Source organism: Agrobacterium sp. 5Ca50 (genome assembly GCF_055381905.1).
Window position 1 is genome coordinate 453,356 of record NZ_AP026440.1, and the last position, 16,951, is coordinate 470,306.

The window sequence follows — 16,951 nt, forward strand, 5'->3', positions numbered from 1 at the left end:
CGAGCTGTCTCTCACCGATCAGGTATAGGTTCGCCGCGTCCCACGCCTGTTCGGTTCTGCAACGTTTGTAGAGGTGTTTCTCCGAAGCGCTGGCGATATGAGGCACTCATGATGCTCATATTCACATATCCTCTTGCGGCGGCAACTGAGGAAACAGTGTGCGTTGGTGACGCCTCCTCGAGTGCCTTGCGCAGTCCATCAAGCCGTCGAGCGGTCAGATAATCGTGAGGTGTGATACCACGAAAGCGCCGGAACCCTTCCGAGAGACTACGGGCTGAAATCCCGAGCTGTGCGGCGATTTCCACCACAGTCGGGGCTATGTGGGCTTGTTCAGCCATCAAGCGCTCTGCGTCGCGAACGTAACGTGGCGCAGCGCTACGCGCGCCCGTTTCGAGATTGAGCCCCGAGGATGCGGCCCATGCGCGCAATAATTCGAGGCAGATCGTTTCCTCGATCCGTTTCTCGATCAAAGGGCTGTCGACGCGATCGCTGTTAGCATTTATCGAAAGGGTTGCGTAATTAAGCAAGGAAAGCCAGGCTGACTGTCCTCGGCCGAACACGATGCGCTTCCTCCACAGGTCGTCCTCCGGTACGAAGCCATACCAGCGCTGTGCCGTCTGCTCCATTAACTTATGGGATATCGTCAGGTTGAGCTGGAGATCACTGCCATCAGCGACGTTCCAGTAATCAGTGCGACTACAATCAACAACATAGCTGTCACCCGGCCGGGTGTCGACGCTCGTTCCGTCGCTTAGAGGTTGGCGCACGCTCCCACGCATCGTGTTGACGACAATGATGTTTCCAGAAGAGGGGTCGAATTCGTCCGCCTTTGTCGGGGTTCCAAAGCAAAAGCGACTGAAAACGATCTGCCCTACGGACAATGTGCGTAGCGTGGCATTGGGATCGGAACCGGCAACCAGCGGCCGGGTCGAGAGCGGCATATAAACCCGGTTACAAAAGGCATTCACTTGAGCCCACTCTCGAGACTCATTCAGCTGACCGTTTAAAAGCGGTTGCCCTTCGGCATCATATATCAAAGCGTGATCCAGCACGTGACATCCTCCACCTCTAGGACATCCTGCCGGAAAAACCGAAGATTTCAATCCACCAAAATCCCCCGGGAACGATGGACTCGATTCAAACCGGTATCTGCCCGTCAGCCGTTCGGTTTATCGTGTCGGGGACTGGATGGATCAGCGCTCGGCGTTAGTGAGGACCGCAGATTATATTTTGTTACCTCAAGCCATGCCCGTCACCCGCGAAGGTCCCAGCATGTCCCCCCGGTTCCAGGGACTGTACCCGCATGACAGCGAAACAACGAAGACAATACGGCGCGGCAAGGGCCCTAGCGTTATTCGCTGGGCGAATAACAATCGCAAAAAACATTCATTTGTTAAATTTCATGTTCCGTTGGTAAATCGAGAAAAGCGAATTTGACGTCTAAACGTTGATAAAAGAGGGAACTAAAAAAATGAAAACAGGCGTATTTCTCGTAACCGGTATCTTGGGCTTGGTTGCCACTCCTGTTCTGGCAAAGGATCTGACGATCGGTCTCAGCGGAACGGTGACGTCGATCGATCCGCATTTCTATAATGCTTCGCCGAACAACTCGATCGCGATGCAGATTTTCGATCGACTGACGGAGCGCACCGCTGAGGGACTTTTGGTCGAGGGTCTTGCGACAAAGTGGGAATCAGTCTCCGAGACAAAATGGCGTTTTGCGCTGCGCGATGGCGTCAAGTGGCATGATGGCAAGCCATTTACCTCCGATGATGTGGTTTTCACGCTCACCCGGGCTGGAAGCGTACCAAACAGCCCAGGTGGCTTTGGCGGCTTCATGCGCAATATTGCGAAAGTCGAGGCGGACGGCGAAAATGCTGTATTGATTGACACAAAGACACCTGCACCGACGCTTCCGGGCGATCTCGCCAACATCGCTATCGTGTCGCGTCATGCAGGTGAGGGGGCCGATACGGCCGATTACAATTCCGGCAAGGCAGCAATCGGGACAGGCGCTTTCCGTTTCACCACATTCAAGCAGGGCATCGAGGTTGGCCTTGAGCGCAATCCTGATTGGTGGGGCAAGAAAGTCGCCTGGGATCACGCGACCTATCGCATGATTTCCAGTGCAAGCGCACGCACGACGGCTGCTCTGGCAGGCGACGTTGATGTCATCGACGCACCGGCTGCAACAGACATCGCCCGTTTCAAGACCACCGCCAATCTCTCATTCGTTAGCACTCCGGGTCTTCGGGTTATTTATCTCGCGCCATCGACATCAGGTGACGCGTGGAAGGCCAATGTGAAGGGAGCAAAGGGAGAGGCGCTGGACAAAAATCCGCTGGCGGATCCGCGTGTTCGCACCGCTCTTTCGGAAGCGATCAATCGCGAAGGCATTGTCGACAAGATCATGGAGGGGACGGCCACCGCGTCTGGTCAATGGCTTCCAAAGGGCGCTTTCTCCTATACGCCTGACATTCAACCTCCAAAGCCAGACGCCGCTGCAGCCAAGAAGTTGCTGGCCGAAGCCGGTTATCCGGACGGCTTCCAGTTGACGGTTCACGTGCCGAATGATCGCTACCCCAATGCGCCTGCCGTTGTTCAGGCTGTTGCTCAGATGTGGACAAGAATTGGCGTGAAGACGAATGTGGAGGCTCTTCCCTGGACGACCTTCTCATCGCGCAAGTCGGAATTTGCGATGAAGCTTCTGGGTCTTGGCAACGCGACCTATGACGCAAGCTCAATGCTGGTCAACGTGCTTGGCACAGTGGATCAAAAACGCGGGCTGGGTGCTGCAAATGATAGCGGTTATTCCAATCCGGCGCTTGATGACCTCGTATCCAAGGCAATGACGATCTACGACGACAAGGCCCGTGAAACGGCGCTCATCGAGGCTGTCAAGGTTGCCGTCACGGACGGAGCCATCATCCCGCTTTACCAGCAGAGCAATGCCTGGGTGATGCGCAAGGGACTGTCTTATGCGCCGCGCATCGACGAGCGTACGCTTGCCAAGGACATTTCCGAATAATCTGGAAATAGCAGGCTGGTGTCAAAGCACCAGCCTGCTTCCGGCAATTTGGTGGCGAAGCTATCGGCTCAGATGTCGGCTATAACATTGCAAACCATTCACGAACGGATGGTCAGTATCTTACCTATAACAAGAGGGTATCATGACCCTGTGGATTATCCAGCGCCTGATGCAAGCGATCCTGGTCGCTCTCGCCATGGCCCTGATTGTATTTGTCGGACTTCATCTGATCGGCAGCCCGATTGAGACCTTGCTTCCGCCGGAGGCTACCCACGATGACCGTTTGCGTCTGATCGCCGATCTTGGGCTTGATCGACCTCTTTATGAACAGTTCTTCCTGTTTCTGAAAGGGTTGTTACAGGGTAATCTCGGTGTCAGCTACGTTTACAAGGAGCCTGCGGTCGAGCTCATCTTGTCGCGCTTGCCTGCAACGCTGGAGCTCGCCTTCGCTGCCGTTCTTTTATCGATCATCGTCGGTGTGCCACTTGGCCTTGCCGCTGGCTGGAAGCCCGAAAGCCCCTTTGCGCGCTTCATCATGATTGGTTCGATCTTCGGCTTCAGTCTGCCGATTTTCTGGATCGCTATCCTGCTTATCATGATCTTCAGCGTCCAGCTCGGCTGGCTCCCAAGTTCGGGGCGAGGTGCAACCGAAATCATCTTTGGAATACCGTGGTCTTTTGTCACTCTTGATGGTCTGCGGCACATGCTGTTGCCAGCCGTCAGTCTCTCTCTTTTCAATATTTCGATGGTGACCCGTTTGACTGAGGCTGGCGTGCGCGAGGCAATGTCGAGCGAATATGTGCGGTTTGCCCGAGCAAAGGGACTATCACCAAGACGCATCCTCGGTGTCCATGTGCTCAAGAACGTAATGATCCCCGTCGTCACTGTCGTCGGTCTGGATATCGGGCAGACGATAGCGTTCTCGGTTGTGACCGAAACAATTTTTGCATGGCCAGGTGTCGGCAAGATCATCATTGACAGCATTGCCGCGCTCGATCGCCCAGTCATCGTCGCCTACCTGATGTTGGTGGTCATCATGTTCGTCATCATCAACCTCGTCGTGGATGTCACCTACAGGCTACTCGATCCACGCATTCGGCTTCAGGGAGAGTGACGTGCAAGCGGTTATGAATTCCTCGAAATTTCGGACAGGCCTGCAATTCATGCGGCAGTTCGCACGCTCGCCCCTGGCAGTGCTGGGACTTGTGCTGTTCATCTTGGTCGTCTTTCTGGCCGTGTTTGCGCCCTATCTGTCGCCACAAAACCCATACGACCTGATGCAACTGGACATCATGGACGGGCGTATGGCTCCTGGCGGGCAATCGTCGGCAGGCTTTACATTTCTGTTCGGTTCCGATGATCAGGGTCGCGACATGCTGTCGGCCATTTTCTATGGATTGCGGATAAGTCTTATTGTGGGCATTGGCTCTGCGGCACTCGCATTCATCGTCGGCACTGCATTCGGCTTAACGGCGGCCTATGTCGGTGGACGGGTTGAAACTGCGATGATGCGGCTCGTGGATCTTCAGCTTTCCTTCCCAACGATCCTGTCTGCGCTGTTGATCCTCTCACTTCTTGGCAAGAGCGTCGGCAATGTTGTGTTTGCCATTGTCCTGGTAGAGTGGGCGACCTATGCGCGTACGGCCCGCGGGGCCGCCTTGACGGAACTACGCCGGGAGTATGTGGAGGCCGCCCGGTCTTTGCGGCTGCCACATCGGAACATCCTTTTTCGCCAGTTGCTGCCCAACTGTCTGTCACCCCTTGTCGTGCTTCTCACCATGCAGGTGGCACGCGCCATCACGCTTGAGGCAACGCTCAGCTTTTTGGGGCTTGGTGTGCCGGTGACGGAACCGTCACTCGGACTTCTGATCTCGAGCGGATACGAATTCATGCTGTCCGGCACATACTGGATCGCGCTTTTTCCCGGCATCGCACTCCTGGTCACGATCTTCGCCATCAATCTCGTCGGAGATCGCCTGCGCCAGTTGCTGGATCCGAAGGCTGCACGGAGATGAGTGCCATGCTTGAAATCAAAGGTCTGAAAACCGAGGTTGTGACGGAGCAGGGCAACGTCACCCTTATCGAAGACATCAACCTCAGCCTCGCTGCAGGCGAAGTCATGGGGCTCGTTGGAGAATCCGGTTCCGGAAAATCCGTAACAGGTCTTTCGATCATGGGTCTGCTCGAAAAGCCCGTAGACGTAACCGGAGGGCAAATTCTGTTCAAGGGGCGGGACTTGCGAACGGTCTCGCAGAAAGAACTCCGGTCCATTCGCGGTAACCGGATTGCGATGATCTTTCAGGATCCGATGTCAACGCTCAATCCTGTGCTTCGCATTGATACGCAGATGATGGAAGTCGTGCATGCGCACGAAGCCGTCAGTAAACAGGTGGCACGCGAGCGTGCACGCGACGCCTTAGGCATGGTCGGCATTCCAAGCCCCGAACAGCGCCTTAGCGCTTACCCTCATCAGTTTTCAGGAGGTATGCGGCAGCGTGTGGCGATTGCCATCGCCCTTCTCATGTCACCGGATCTGATCATTGCGGATGAACCGACAACTGCACTCGACGTAACGATCCAGGCGCAGATCCTCTCAATCGTACAGAGGCTTGCCCGAGAAAAGGGCACAGCTCTTATATGGGTAACCCATGACCTGTCCGTGGTCGCCGGACTGGCTGAAAAACTGTCGGTCATGTATGCGGGCCGTATCGTCGAGCAAGGCATGACTGCCGATTTGCTCAGACGACCGTTGCACCCCTATACAAATGGCCTGATCGCAAGCCTGCCTGCTCATAACAAGCGCGGTGAAAGGCTGAAACAGATATCCGGCACAACACCGTCCGTTGCCAACATGCCCAAGGGGTGTGCGTTTCGTCCGCGTTGCTCGTTTGCCACTGAAATCTGTCTCACCGCCCCAGCGCTCGAGCCGGTCGGGGGACGTCTACTCCGCTGTTTTCACCCGGTCATGGAAGGAGCGCCATCGTGAACAATCGTTTGGAGGTTCGCAACGTCAGCAAGCGCTTCAGTCGTAAATCGGGTGTTGTGGAACGTGGTGCGGAACTGGTGGGGTTGAAAGCGCCCAATCCAGTCGTGCGGGCGCTGGATGATGTCAGTCTCACCGTAACAGAGCGTGAAGTTGTTGGCATCGTCGGTGAGTCGGGCTGCGGGAAATCCACGCTTGGCCGCGTCGTGGCAGGATTGTTGCAAGCGTCGGAAGGTACGGTGCTGTTCCGAGGCAAGCAGCTGACAGAGATGACGAGCAAACACGCCGAAGAGGCGCGGCTGAAAGTCCAGATGATCTTTCAGGACCCGTCGTCATCACTTAATCCGCGCCAGCGTGTGCGTGAGATTATTGGAGCAGCACCCTTGCACCACGGAATGGCAACGGGACGCGAGCTCGATGACTATGTCAGCCAGCAGATGGAGCGATCAGGACTTGATCCATCCATGGCAAGCCGTTTTCCACACCAGTTTAGTGGCGGTCAACGCCAGCGCATCGGCATTGCGCGCGCGCTGGCGGTTCAGCCGGACATGCTGATCTGCGACGAATCCGTTGCCGCGCTCGATGTTTCCATTCAGGCACAGATCCTCAATCTCTTCCTTGATCTTCGAGAACAGCTGGATCTGACTTACCTTTTCATAAGCCACGACCTTTCCGTGGTCGAGCATATCTCAGACCGTGTTGTGGTAATGTATCTTGGACGCGTCGTAGAAGAGGCGCCCGTCGCCGAATTGTTTTCGCACCCCAATCACCCCTATACGCGTGCGCTTCTTCAGGAGCGACCAAGTCTTGATCCTGTTCAACGGCGCTTTTCGGCCATTGAAGGCGAAATTCCAAGCCCGCTGTCACCGCCTTCGGGGTGCCATTTCCATCCGCGTTGTCCTTTCGCGATGGCGCGGTGCCGGATGGAAAGACCGGAGCTTCGGACCATCGGTTTAGGGCACAAGAGTGCCTGTCATCTTAACGATTGAACATCCCGCAATCGACAAAACTGAATGTTAAAAGGATTGAAAATGTCAGTTTCCGCACCTTCGGAACGCCAGCCAAAAGTGGTCAGCCAGGAATTTCCCGGGCAGGAATGGGCGAGTGTAAATTCGCCAGAAGAACACGGTCTTTCTGCCGATGTTCGCGAGAAAGTTGACACCATGCTCGATGGGTTGCCAAGCACCTCTTTCATGGCGGTTGCTGGTGGAGAAGTGCTCTATACCTATGGCGATGTATCGGAGGTCAGCTATCTCGCTTCCACCCGAAAGAGCATCCTATCTATGCTGTTTGGTAAAGCCGTTGAAGAAGGGAAGATCGATCTAGATCTCACGATGGCCGATTTGAATATCGACGAAGATCATGGTCTTCTTCCCATCGAGAAGACGGCGACGCTTCGCGATCTGCTGATCAGCAGTTCAGGGGTTTATCACCGCCCAGGCAGCCCGGGCAGCAATACAAAAAACATTCCAGAACGCGGCTCAAAAAAACCAGGTGACTATTTCCACTATAATAACTGGGACTTCAACGTTTTGGGGGCGGCGTTCGAGCAGCTGACAGGCCGCAGTGTCTTCAAAGCTTTTGAAGAGGACTTCGCGGGCCCAATGGGGCTCCAGGACTTCGATCCTTCGCGGCAGCGGATGATGGGATATGAGGGCGCTTCCCGTTATCTGGCCTATCACTTCTTCCTGTCGGGAAGGGATATGGCCCGACTGGCTCTGTCGATGGTGCGCAACGGCCGGTGGAAAGACGAGCAAATCATACCGGCAGAATGGGTCGCGGAAAGCACGTGCATTCGCGTTCCCGCCGACAAGATGAATGAAAGCGAAAAATCCCGAATTGCCGGCTACAGCTACCTCTGGTGGATTCCAGTCGTGCCAAACAATACTCCTGAATGGGAGGGTGCCTTCGTCGCAGCGGGACATTTCGGACAGTTCATCCTGGCCATGCCAACACTCGACATGGTGTTCGTCAACAGACGCGCTATTCCCGATGATCTAGCAATTGCCCGCAATGACGGAAGCTTCAAGGAAGAACTACCTGCCGTTACCATGGAGCAGTTCCTGAGCGTTGCCGACCAATTCATTACGGCAAAGTTGGGCACCAGATAAGCAATACAGCAATACTTCGCTAGTGACGATCGTCCGTAAAACAAGCGGAGATTTGGTCACGTAGCCAGAGGCTTGCCGGATCGCGTTCCTTTTCGGCAAGCCAGATCATGCTGGTGGATTGTTTTTCTTCCGCAAAAGGTGATTCCAGCAGCAATAATTCTTGTGATCTCTCAAACAGCTTCGCGACGCTTTCCGGCATCATGGCGACAAGATTGCTGCGGGACACAATGGCGACGGCTGCGGAAAAATGCGGTACCACCGCGACGACGCGGCGCTCTAATCCCATCGCATCGAGACGTTCGTCAACCCAGCCGCGACGGCTCGGTGCAGACGTTACCTTGACGTGGCCAAGCGACAACAATGCGTCGAGCGTCAGCGGGTTTTTCGCAGCGGGATTGTTTGCTGACATGATGCAGACGCGTCTCTCGGTGAACAGTGAGGCGCAGCGATATCGCGTTGGAAAATTGTCGGCGGTCATGACCGCGACATCGATGGTTCCTTCATCGAGGTGCTCCTGAACCACCGGAAGAAAATTTCTGTTGTTGTTCACGCCAGTGCGTGGCATGTGGATGACTTCCAGAACACAATGTTCAGCCTCAGAGCGGATGCGCTCCACAAGGCGTGGCATCAGCACGACAGAGAAATAATCGTTCATCCCAATTCTGAACGCACGGTGGGATGTCGCCGGCTCGAATGCGAGTTGCTGGAGCATAACGGATTCGGTGTCTTCGATGATCCGTCGCACCGTCGGAAAAATCTCGGTGCAAAATCGGGTCATCACAAACCCGCCCGATGTCTTCTTGAAAAGTTCGTCGCCGGTGATGGCGCGGACCCGTTTCAAGGCATGGCTCATAGCGGGTTGGGACAGGCCAATATACTCTCCGGCGGCCGTCATGTTGCCTTTTACGACCAGCGCATAGATGACTTTCAAGAGATTGAGATCGACCGATCCCAATTGAAACCGCTGCATGGCAAACCCTGACGTTTCCGCGACACTCCACCGTGATCATATCGCCACGTGTCCTGTTTCTAACCGTAAAAGCACACGTGCTCGATAGCAATCGAGCACGTGCTGTTTCTCATGGGCAACATAGAAATGACGGCCGTTTTAACCACGGCTGCGAAAACAGTGTCAGGCTCTTGCTGCCACGACTGCTTCTGCGATCGCTAGAAATTCGCCAGCCGACACCTTGGTGGGTTCGTAGGTGGTCTTTCCCAGATTTCGGGCCAACGCAAACTCATCCGTGACTGCGCGACGATGGACGATGACAGTATCGATCGCGGGTAGGCATAAAACGAATTGTCCGAAGTTGCCGTTCATCAGAAAGGACCCTTTGAACGCCGGATCATCTGATGTCGGTACCCACCAGAGATAACCATATCCAAGCCCTTCTTTGCTCTTGGTCTGCTCCGCCGTAAACCGAATTTTCGTGCTCTGAGCGATCCAGTTTTCCGGCACGATTACCTTACCGTTCCACTTCCCGCCTTGGAGCATCAATTGTCCGAGGCGCGCCATATCGCGAGCGGACAGGAACAGATGATAGGCGAGATAGCGCGATTGATTTTCGTAACCCATCATGCGCTGGCGATCGAAATCGAAGTCCTCAAAGCCCAGCGGCTCGGCAAGATCGTCTTTCAGTGCTTGAAACACGCTCTTACCAGTGCGCTTTTCGAAAATTGCGCCCAGAACGTTAAAGTCCCAATTGTTGTAGAGAAAGACCGACCCCGGTTCCGTTTGGCCACGCTCCGGTGTTTTTGCGTTGCCCCCAGGGCTCCCGGCGGCGTGATAGACACCTGAACTTGATGTCAGAAGGTCTTTGACGCTGGCCGTCTTTTCCCTGGGCAAAAGACCGTCATCTTCATCAATGCCGATCTCGCCAATCGTCATGTCGAGATCGATCTTTCCTTCGGCGACATATCGGCCAAAAAGCATCGACAATATACTTTTTCGAGCAGATGCAAGATAGCTGACATCCGACAGATTGCCGTATCGATAGACAATATCTCCGCCTTGGACCACCATCATGGACGTTGTTGGCATCGAATAGAGCTTTGCTTCCACGTCTGCGAGTTTCGCTGGTGACCACCCGACGGCCCTGACATCGCCTACAGTTTTCCATGGCCTACCAGCATCGGTGTTTGGAGTGGTATTGGTTGCGCTGGCTGTCTGGCCGCCAAGGCCGATCGCGGCGAAGGTTGACGCTGCGGATGCTGCAAGTAGGCAACGTCTTGACAGGTTAGGGCCTGTGGCCATTGTGATCCTCCCGTTAATTATTGAGTAGCGTACTGAAGGGCAGATGGAGTTATTTCTCAGAGCAGACAAAGCTAGTCGCTAATTCCATGTCGCCATCGCCTTTGTATTTCGGCCAGCTTGGATATTCGCAAAGGGGTCTGCTACGGCCCGTGGTGGATGATTTCGTTGCGTCAACGACAACCGGATTGGAAGGGGGCACGCCGTGTTCCACCCAATTATCGAGTGCCGTTAAATTGTCCCACGTTGGCGAAAAGCGGCCGCCACCATGCGCCAGACCGGGAACGAGATAGAAGCGCATAAAGTCTCTGACCTTCTCCTTGCCCATCTTTGTCACGATAGCTTCAAATAGTTTTGCATTGCCCAGTGGACTAACGCTTGGGTCATCATTGCCCTGAAGCCATATGATTTTGCCTCCACGATCGCTGAAGGCTGACCAGTCCGTTGTTGTCGCACCAATCACGTTGGACAGTTCCACGATCCGATCTTTGAGTTTTCCGGGCTCCCGAATGTCAAAAGACAGCAGGTCAAGCGGCTGATCTCGCTGAACAAAATTCTGCAAAAATTCAAAAGACCGACTTGCGTGATGCGCGTTTGGTCCCGAGACCGGAGGGATGCGAAGGCTTGGCTCCGATCCTAACTGCATCACGATGCCTTCCAGGCTGTTATAGCCGGGATACTGGTCTATGCCGTTTGCCAACTGATATGGCAGTGAATAGCCCTCATGATAGATTTTCAGTGTTCTATCTATCTGGGCTTTCGTCAGGCAATCTCTGGGATTTCCAGTGACATCCGCCTTGCAGGAGAGGCTCTGGATTAAAGCTGCCGCCTGAGCACGACAGCCTTGAAAATTGCTGACCAAACCATCGTCGGCGCCATCCAGCCCATCGCATGACTTCAACGACGTCTTTGCAATGTGCTCTACGAGTGCGGGTGGTATCCAGCCAGCAGATTTATCATCGTAAACTGCCCGTGCCAGACCAGCTCCCCACAGCCTGAGCCCAACAAAATTAGCCGTTGGATAATTCGTCAGTATGCCGTCATACGATTGTGGCCAGCGTGACGCTGCCGTGAGCCCTTCGCGCCCCCCGGTGGACCCGCCCTGGAAATAAACGCGCTTGACCGGTTTCTCGTAACGTTTTTCTACCAGAACCTTTGCTACATCGAGCACTTTTCTGATGTGCATATAGCCGTAGTTTAACATCGCCTCGTCATTTCTGGCGAAGGAGGCATCATCCGCATTTGCAGCCTGATGACCGGAATCGCTGCCGAAGGTGACAAAACCCTGCGCCAGAGGCGTTGGAACGACGTCCAGACCTAAAGTCGTTTTATCCGTGGTGGGCGGCAGGCTTCCATTGTAGCCACCTCCACCATATTGCAGCAATTTGCCATTCCATGCAGATGGAAGATTAACCTGCCAGACAATGTCGGGGGCCTTTGGATCAACAGGTTTGATCTGCCCGATCACTTTGCAGTATTCACCGTTTTGGTTGGATGTTTCGGACGTCGTAACGAGTGTGGCCGACTGGATTGTGGCACCACTGGTTGGCAGGCTTATCCTGTCCGCTGGAATTGACAGTGCGGCGATCGCCGAACACGGGCCGGATGCATCTGGCGTTGCAGCGAAAGCCGCGGGTGCTGTGGAATAGGCAAGCGAGATCGTCATCACAACGCGTGATGTTGCTCCAAACAAGGATGTCATAATTTCCTCCAAGCCGCCCGGCAACTCCAATTGCCGACAGCACTCCTCTTGCATCAGACTTAGCGGAAAAAAGGTGGTTTCGTGAAATGCAAATAATAGACCTATTGTTGCGTTCGGCGCATGAACTCCGAAGTTCGCACTTGAAACGTCTACAGCCAGGTCATCTCGAGCCTGATTAGACACCTGTGGGAATATGGTACCGAAGGGCCGGTTCTGTGGAATCGCGTTTACGATATGTCAGGCTGCCCGCCTCGTAAATTTTGTCGAGAAAACTGAGGAAATTAGGGGTTTAGCTGTCAACACTTGGATGTATTGAACAGAAGTTGGAGAACATTGTTATGACGACAGTGAGAATTCAAACGTCGATCACATTTCATGCTTGTCAAAATTTGTAAGTGAGCGAACCACATTTGACAATTGCCCCCAACGCACAAAACGCCGGGATTTCTCCCGGCGTTTCTTGTTGCCCTGAGTATTATCAGGCAGCCAGATCGCGAAGAACGGTCTGGAGAATACCGCCATTGTCCATGTAAGTGACTTCATCCAGCGTATCGATGCGGCAAAGCAGAGGAATTTCCTTCACCGTGCCGTCGCCGTAAGTGATCTTGGCGATCTTGGTTTCACGTGGCTTGATCTCGCCTTCGAGACCATCGATCTCGACGATTTCATCACCCTTGAGGCCAAGGCTTGCCCATGTGGTGCCTTCCTGGAAGGTGAATGGAACAACGCCCATGCCAACCAGATTGGAGCGGTGAATACGCTCGAACGACTGCGCAATCACAGCCTTCACACCAAGAAGGTTGGTACCCTTAGCGGCCCAGTCACGGGACGAACCGTTGCCGTATTCTACGCCTGCAAAGATAACCAGCGGAACGCCTTCATCCTTGTACATCATGGCCGCATCGTAAATCGACATCTCTTCCTTGGATGGATAGTGAATGGTGTAACCACCTTCCTTGCCGTTCGGTCCAAGCATGTGGTTGCGAATGCGGATGTTGGCAAACGTGCCGCGCATCATCACTTCATGGTTGCCACGGCGCGTGCCGTACTGGTTGAAGTCGGCAACACCGACGCCATTTTCAGTCAGGTAAGCGCCAGCTGGCGAAGCAGCCTTGATCGAACCGGCCGGAGAAATATGGTCGGTGGTGATCTTGTCGCCGAACAGGCCGAGAACGCGAGCACCCTTGATGTTTTTGACGCCCGTGCCCTTTTTCCCCATACCAACGAAATATGGCGGGTTCTGAACATAGGTGGACTTGTCGTCCCAAGCATAGGTTTGACCTTCAGGAACCTGAACGGCCTGCCAGTTTTCGTCACCCTTGAACACGTCAGCATATTTGGTTTCGTACAGTTCTCTGGTCACATACTTATGGATGAACTGCTGCACCTCTGCCGAGGTTGGCCAGATATCTTTGAGGTAAACCGGCTTACCGTCCTGATCTTCTCCAAGTGGCTCCTTGGTCAGGTCCTTCTGAACCGTACCGGCCAGCGCGTAAGCGACAACCAGTGGCGGCGAAGCCAGGTAGTTGGCCTGCACGTCAGGAGAAATACGGCCTTCGAAGTTACGGTTGCCCGACAGAACGCCAGCGGTAATCAGACCCTTGTCGTTGATGGTCTTGGAGATCGGCGCTGGTAACGGGCCGGAGTTACCGATGCAGGTCGTGCAACCAAAACCAACCAGGTTGAAGCCGAGCGCATCCAGTTCCTTCTGCAAGCCGGACTTGGCGAGATATTCACCCACCACCTGCGATCCCGGTGCCAGGGATGTCTTGACCCATGGCTTGGACTTCAGGCCCTTGGCAACGGCGTTGCGAGCCAGAAGGCCGGCGGCGATCAGAACCGACGGGTTGGATGTGTTGGTGCAGGATGTGATGGCGGCAATCGCCACATCACCATGACCCAGATCGAAATCCGTGCCTTCGACCGCATAACGTGCGTCAATCTGGCCGGGTTTCTTGTAGTCGTTTTCCAGAGCTGTCGCGAAGTTCGGCGCAATGGTTTCCAGTGGCAGACGACCTTCCGGACGCTTTGGGCCAGCCATCGATGGCACAACGTCACCAAGATCCAGTTCCAGCGTGTCGGTGAAGACAAGCTGCGAACCATCATTGTCGCGCCACATGCCCTGCACCTTGGAATAGGCTTCGACCAGCGCAATACGATCCTTCGTACGGCCGGACATGTTGAGGTAATTGACGGTTTCACTATCGACAGGGAAGAAACCACAGGTCGCGCCATACTCCGGACCCATGTTACCAATCGTCGCACGGTCAGCCAGCGTCATCGAGTCAAGGCCGGGGCCGAAGAACTCAACGAACTTGGAAACAACACCCTTTTTACGCAGCATCTGCACAACGGTCAGTACGAGGTCGGTGGCTGTCACGCCTTCCTTTACCTTGCCGGTCAGCTTGAAGCCGATAACCTCAGGCAACAGCATGGACACTGGCTGACCGAGCATTGCAGCTTCAGCTTCAATGCCACCGACGCCCCAACCCAGAACGCCAAGACCGTTGATCATGGTCGTGTGACTGTCGGTACCAACGCAGGTATCAGGATAGGCAATGGTTTCGCCGTCTTCTTCCTTCGTCCAGACTGTCTGACCGAGATATTCGAGGTTCACTTGGTGACAGATGCCGGTGCCCGGAGGAACGACACGGAAGTTCTTGAACGCCTGCTGGCCCCATTTGAGGAAGCGGTAACGCTCACCGTTACGCTGGTATTCCAGATCCACGTTGCGGGCGAAAGCCTGCGGCGTACCGAATTCATCAACAATAACAGAGTGATCGATAACCAGGTCGACAGGAACCAGCGGGTTGATCTTTTCAGGATCACCACCCAGAGCCTTCAGACCATCACGCATTGCAGCAAGGTCAACCACGGCTGGAACACCGGTAAAGTCCTGCATCAGCACGCGGGCCGGGCGGTAGGCAATTTCTGCTTCCTTGACGCCCTTGTTGTCGAGCCATGCAGCAACGGCTTCGATATCGGCCTTGGTCACCGAGCGACCATCTTCGAAACGCAGCAGATTCTCCAGAAGAACCTTCATGGAATAAGGCAGCTTGGAAACGCCCTTCAAGCCATTGGCTTCAGCTTTCGGCAGGCTGTAATAAACATAGTCCTTACCATCGACGGTAAGAACGGAACGACATTGGAAACTGTCAAGAGATTTGGACATGTATTGCAGCCTTTAGGTCGATGGGCGTAAACGGATCGATAGTAGCGGAAAATCGGACCCGCTGTCTCTTTGACAACGCGTCCGATTGTTGATCGTGGTTGATAAATGTTCAGGCTGTCCGCTCGTTCCCGCCTGGACGCCATTTTATCAGGCGCTTCTCAACGACATCAAGGATGCTGTCGATAATCAACACGAAGATGGCGAGGATCAGAATGCCTGCGAATACACCGACTGCGTCGAAATTGCCTTCTGCCTGTGCAATGAGGTAGCCAAGGCCAGCGGAGGAGCCAAGATATTCGCCGATGATTGCGCCAACAACGGCAAAACCAACCGACGTACGCAGCGAGGACAAGATCCAGCTGGCGGCAGCCGGGAAATATACATGGCGCAGCAGGTCCGAGCGCTTTGCGCCAAGAATACGAGCGTTGGAAAGCACCACCGGATTGACTTCACGAACACCTTGCATGGCGTTGAAGAAGGTGACGAAGAACACCAGCGTGACGGCAAGTGCGACTTTCGACCAAAGGCCAAGACCCAACCAAAGAACGAAGATCGGCGCCAGCACTACACGCGGAATAGCGTTCAGGCCCTTGATGAATGGATCAAGAATGCGTGATGCGCTGCGGCTCAGACCGAGCCATACACCCGCGGCAACTCCGAGGCCTGTGCCGATCAGATAACCGAGTACGGTTTCGGTAAGGGTAATGGTGACATGGCGATAAAAGCCAGTGTCGGTAATCCACGTTATAACCTGGTTGAGTATGTCAACCGGAGCCGGGAAAAAGAACACATCGATGAAACCCAGGGAGGTGCCGAGCTGCCAGCCGCCGAGAATGAAAACGAGCAGTCCAACCTGAATGAGACGTTCAGTCGTGGCGTTCATAGCTTTTCTCCACTTCGCCGCGCAGCGACGCCCAAATGTTGCGATACAGATCCATGAAGCGTGGATCGAGCTTGATTTCCGCCACATCTCTCGGGCGGTCCAGATCAACAGGGAAGCTGTCGATCACACGGCTGCGAGGGCCTGCCGCCAACACGACAACGCGGTCGCCGAGCGCGATGGCCTCTTCAAGATCGTGAGTGATCATCACGACAGCACGGCGCTCTTCCTGCCAGAGCCGCAACAGCTCGTTTTGCATGAGATGGCGTGTATGGATATCCAGCGCAGAAAACGGTTCATCCATCAGGATAACTTTCGGACCGGTAATCAGGGCCTGCGCCATCTGGACACGTTTACGCTGTCCGCCGGAAAGCTGATGCGGATAGCGATGCTCGAAACCCTTGAGGCCAACCTTCGCCAGCCAGGCAAGAGCGCTTGTACGGCGCTCCGCTGCTGAGACGCCCTTGAACATCGGGCCAAGCTCTACGTTTTCGAGCGCAGTTTTCCACGGCAGCAGAGCGTCCTGCTGAAACAGATAGCCGATGTCATCGTTCACTCCGTTGACCGCCTTGCCATCGATTGAAACGGCACCATGCGAGGGCTTCAAAAGCCCGGCGATAGCATTGAGAATGGTGCTCTTTCCACAGCCGGTTGGGCCAACGATGGCAAGAAACTCGCCATCCGCGACCGTCAGATTGACATTTTCTACAGCCACGAACGAGCCGAATGACATGGTGACGGCGTCAATAGACACCATCGCCTTCCTGCTGTCTGTTGCACCATCCTGGGGCGTGGGTTTGACTACGGCCAATGACATTGCCTCC

Annotated in this window: 13 protein-coding genes; 6 read left to right on the top strand and 7 right to left on the bottom strand. The window is 54.6% G+C overall.

The window, feature by feature from the left end; translation table 11 throughout:
- Nucleotides 1–11: 11 nt before the first annotated feature.
- Nucleotides 12–1,052, bottom strand: a complete 1,041-nt coding sequence (locus ACZ5FM_RS24315) for an AraC family transcriptional regulator (RefSeq protein ID WP_464041513.1) — start codon at nt 1,050–1,052, stop codon at nt 12–14.
- Between the two features lie 419 nt (nt 1,053–1,471).
- Between ACZ5FM_RS24315 and ACZ5FM_RS24320 the strand changes: the two genes are divergently transcribed.
- From ACZ5FM_RS24320 to ACZ5FM_RS24345, 6 genes are all read left to right on the top strand, one after another.
- Complete coding sequence (locus ACZ5FM_RS24320; protein ID WP_464041514.1) at nt 1,472–3,028, top strand: ABC transporter substrate-binding protein; 1,557 nt, start codon at nt 1,472–1,474, stop codon at nt 3,026–3,028.
- Between the two features lie 142 nt (nt 3,029–3,170).
- Entirely contained in the window at nt 3,171–4,142 is a 972-nt protein-coding gene (locus ACZ5FM_RS24325; RefSeq protein WP_259149729.1) for an ABC transporter permease, read from the top strand.
- A gap of 13 nt (nt 4,143–4,155) precedes the next feature.
- Nucleotides 4,156–5,043 carry an ABC transporter permease gene (locus tag ACZ5FM_RS24330; protein ID WP_464041549.1) on the top strand — a complete coding sequence of 296 codons (888 nt, stop codon included), beginning with the start codon at nt 4,156–4,158 and terminating at the stop codon, nt 5,041–5,043.
- Nucleotides 5,040–6,014 (top strand): ABC transporter ATP-binding protein, encoded by a 975-nt coding sequence (locus tag ACZ5FM_RS24335; RefSeq protein ID WP_464041515.1) that lies wholly within the window; start codon nt 5,040–5,042, stop codon nt 6,012–6,014. Before ACZ5FM_RS24330 ends, ACZ5FM_RS24335 begins: the two co-directional genes overlap by 4 nt.
- Nucleotides 6,011–7,000: an ABC transporter ATP-binding protein gene (locus ACZ5FM_RS24340; protein ID WP_464041516.1), complete on the top strand. Its 990-nt coding sequence runs from the start codon at nt 6,011–6,013 to the stop codon at nt 6,998–7,000. Before ACZ5FM_RS24335 ends, ACZ5FM_RS24340 begins: the two co-directional genes overlap by 4 nt.
- Nucleotides 7,001–7,042: 42 nt before the next feature.
- The gene (locus ACZ5FM_RS24345; protein WP_464041517.1) at nt 7,043–8,122 is read left to right on the top strand and encodes a serine hydrolase domain-containing protein; all 1,080 of its coding nucleotides are present in this window, start codon (nt 7,043–7,045) and stop codon (nt 8,120–8,122) included.
- 19 nt (nt 8,123–8,141) lie between these two features.
- On the opposite strand, the gene ACZ5FM_RS24350 is transcribed toward ACZ5FM_RS24345, so the two are convergent.
- The 6 genes from ACZ5FM_RS24350 to ACZ5FM_RS24375 all read right to left on the bottom strand — a co-directional run bounded on the left by ACZ5FM_RS24350 (nt 8,142) and on the right by ACZ5FM_RS24375 (nt 16,944).
- Nucleotides 8,142–9,092: a LysR family transcriptional regulator gene (locus ACZ5FM_RS24350; RefSeq protein WP_259149734.1), complete on the bottom strand. Its 951-nt coding sequence runs from the start codon at nt 9,090–9,092 to the stop codon at nt 8,142–8,144.
- Between the two features lie 162 nt (nt 9,093–9,254).
- Complete coding sequence (locus ACZ5FM_RS24355; protein ID WP_464041518.1) at nt 9,255–10,376, bottom strand: serine hydrolase domain-containing protein; 1,122 nt, start codon at nt 10,374–10,376, stop codon at nt 9,255–9,257.
- Nucleotides 10,377–10,425: 49 nt separating this feature from the next.
- Nucleotides 10,426–12,075: a tannase/feruloyl esterase family alpha/beta hydrolase gene (locus ACZ5FM_RS24360; RefSeq protein ID WP_464041519.1), complete on the bottom strand. Its 1,650-nt coding sequence runs from the start codon at nt 12,073–12,075 to the stop codon at nt 10,426–10,428.
- Nucleotides 12,076–12,553: 478 nt separating this feature from the next.
- Complete coding sequence (gene acnA, locus ACZ5FM_RS24365) at nt 12,554–15,247, bottom strand: aconitate hydratase AcnA (protein ID WP_464041520.1); 2,694 nt, start codon at nt 15,245–15,247, stop codon at nt 12,554–12,556.
- Nucleotides 15,248–15,356: 109 nt separating this feature from the next.
- Complete coding sequence (locus ACZ5FM_RS24370) at nt 15,357–16,130, bottom strand: ABC transporter permease (RefSeq protein ID WP_464041521.1); 774 nt, start codon at nt 16,128–16,130, stop codon at nt 15,357–15,359.
- Nucleotides 16,114–16,944, bottom strand: a complete 831-nt coding sequence (locus ACZ5FM_RS24375) for an ABC transporter ATP-binding protein (protein ID WP_464041522.1) — start codon at nt 16,942–16,944, stop codon at nt 16,114–16,116. The genes ACZ5FM_RS24370 and ACZ5FM_RS24375 overlap by 17 nt, the downstream gene beginning before the upstream one ends.
- Between the last annotated feature and the right edge of the window lie 7 nt (nt 16,945–16,951).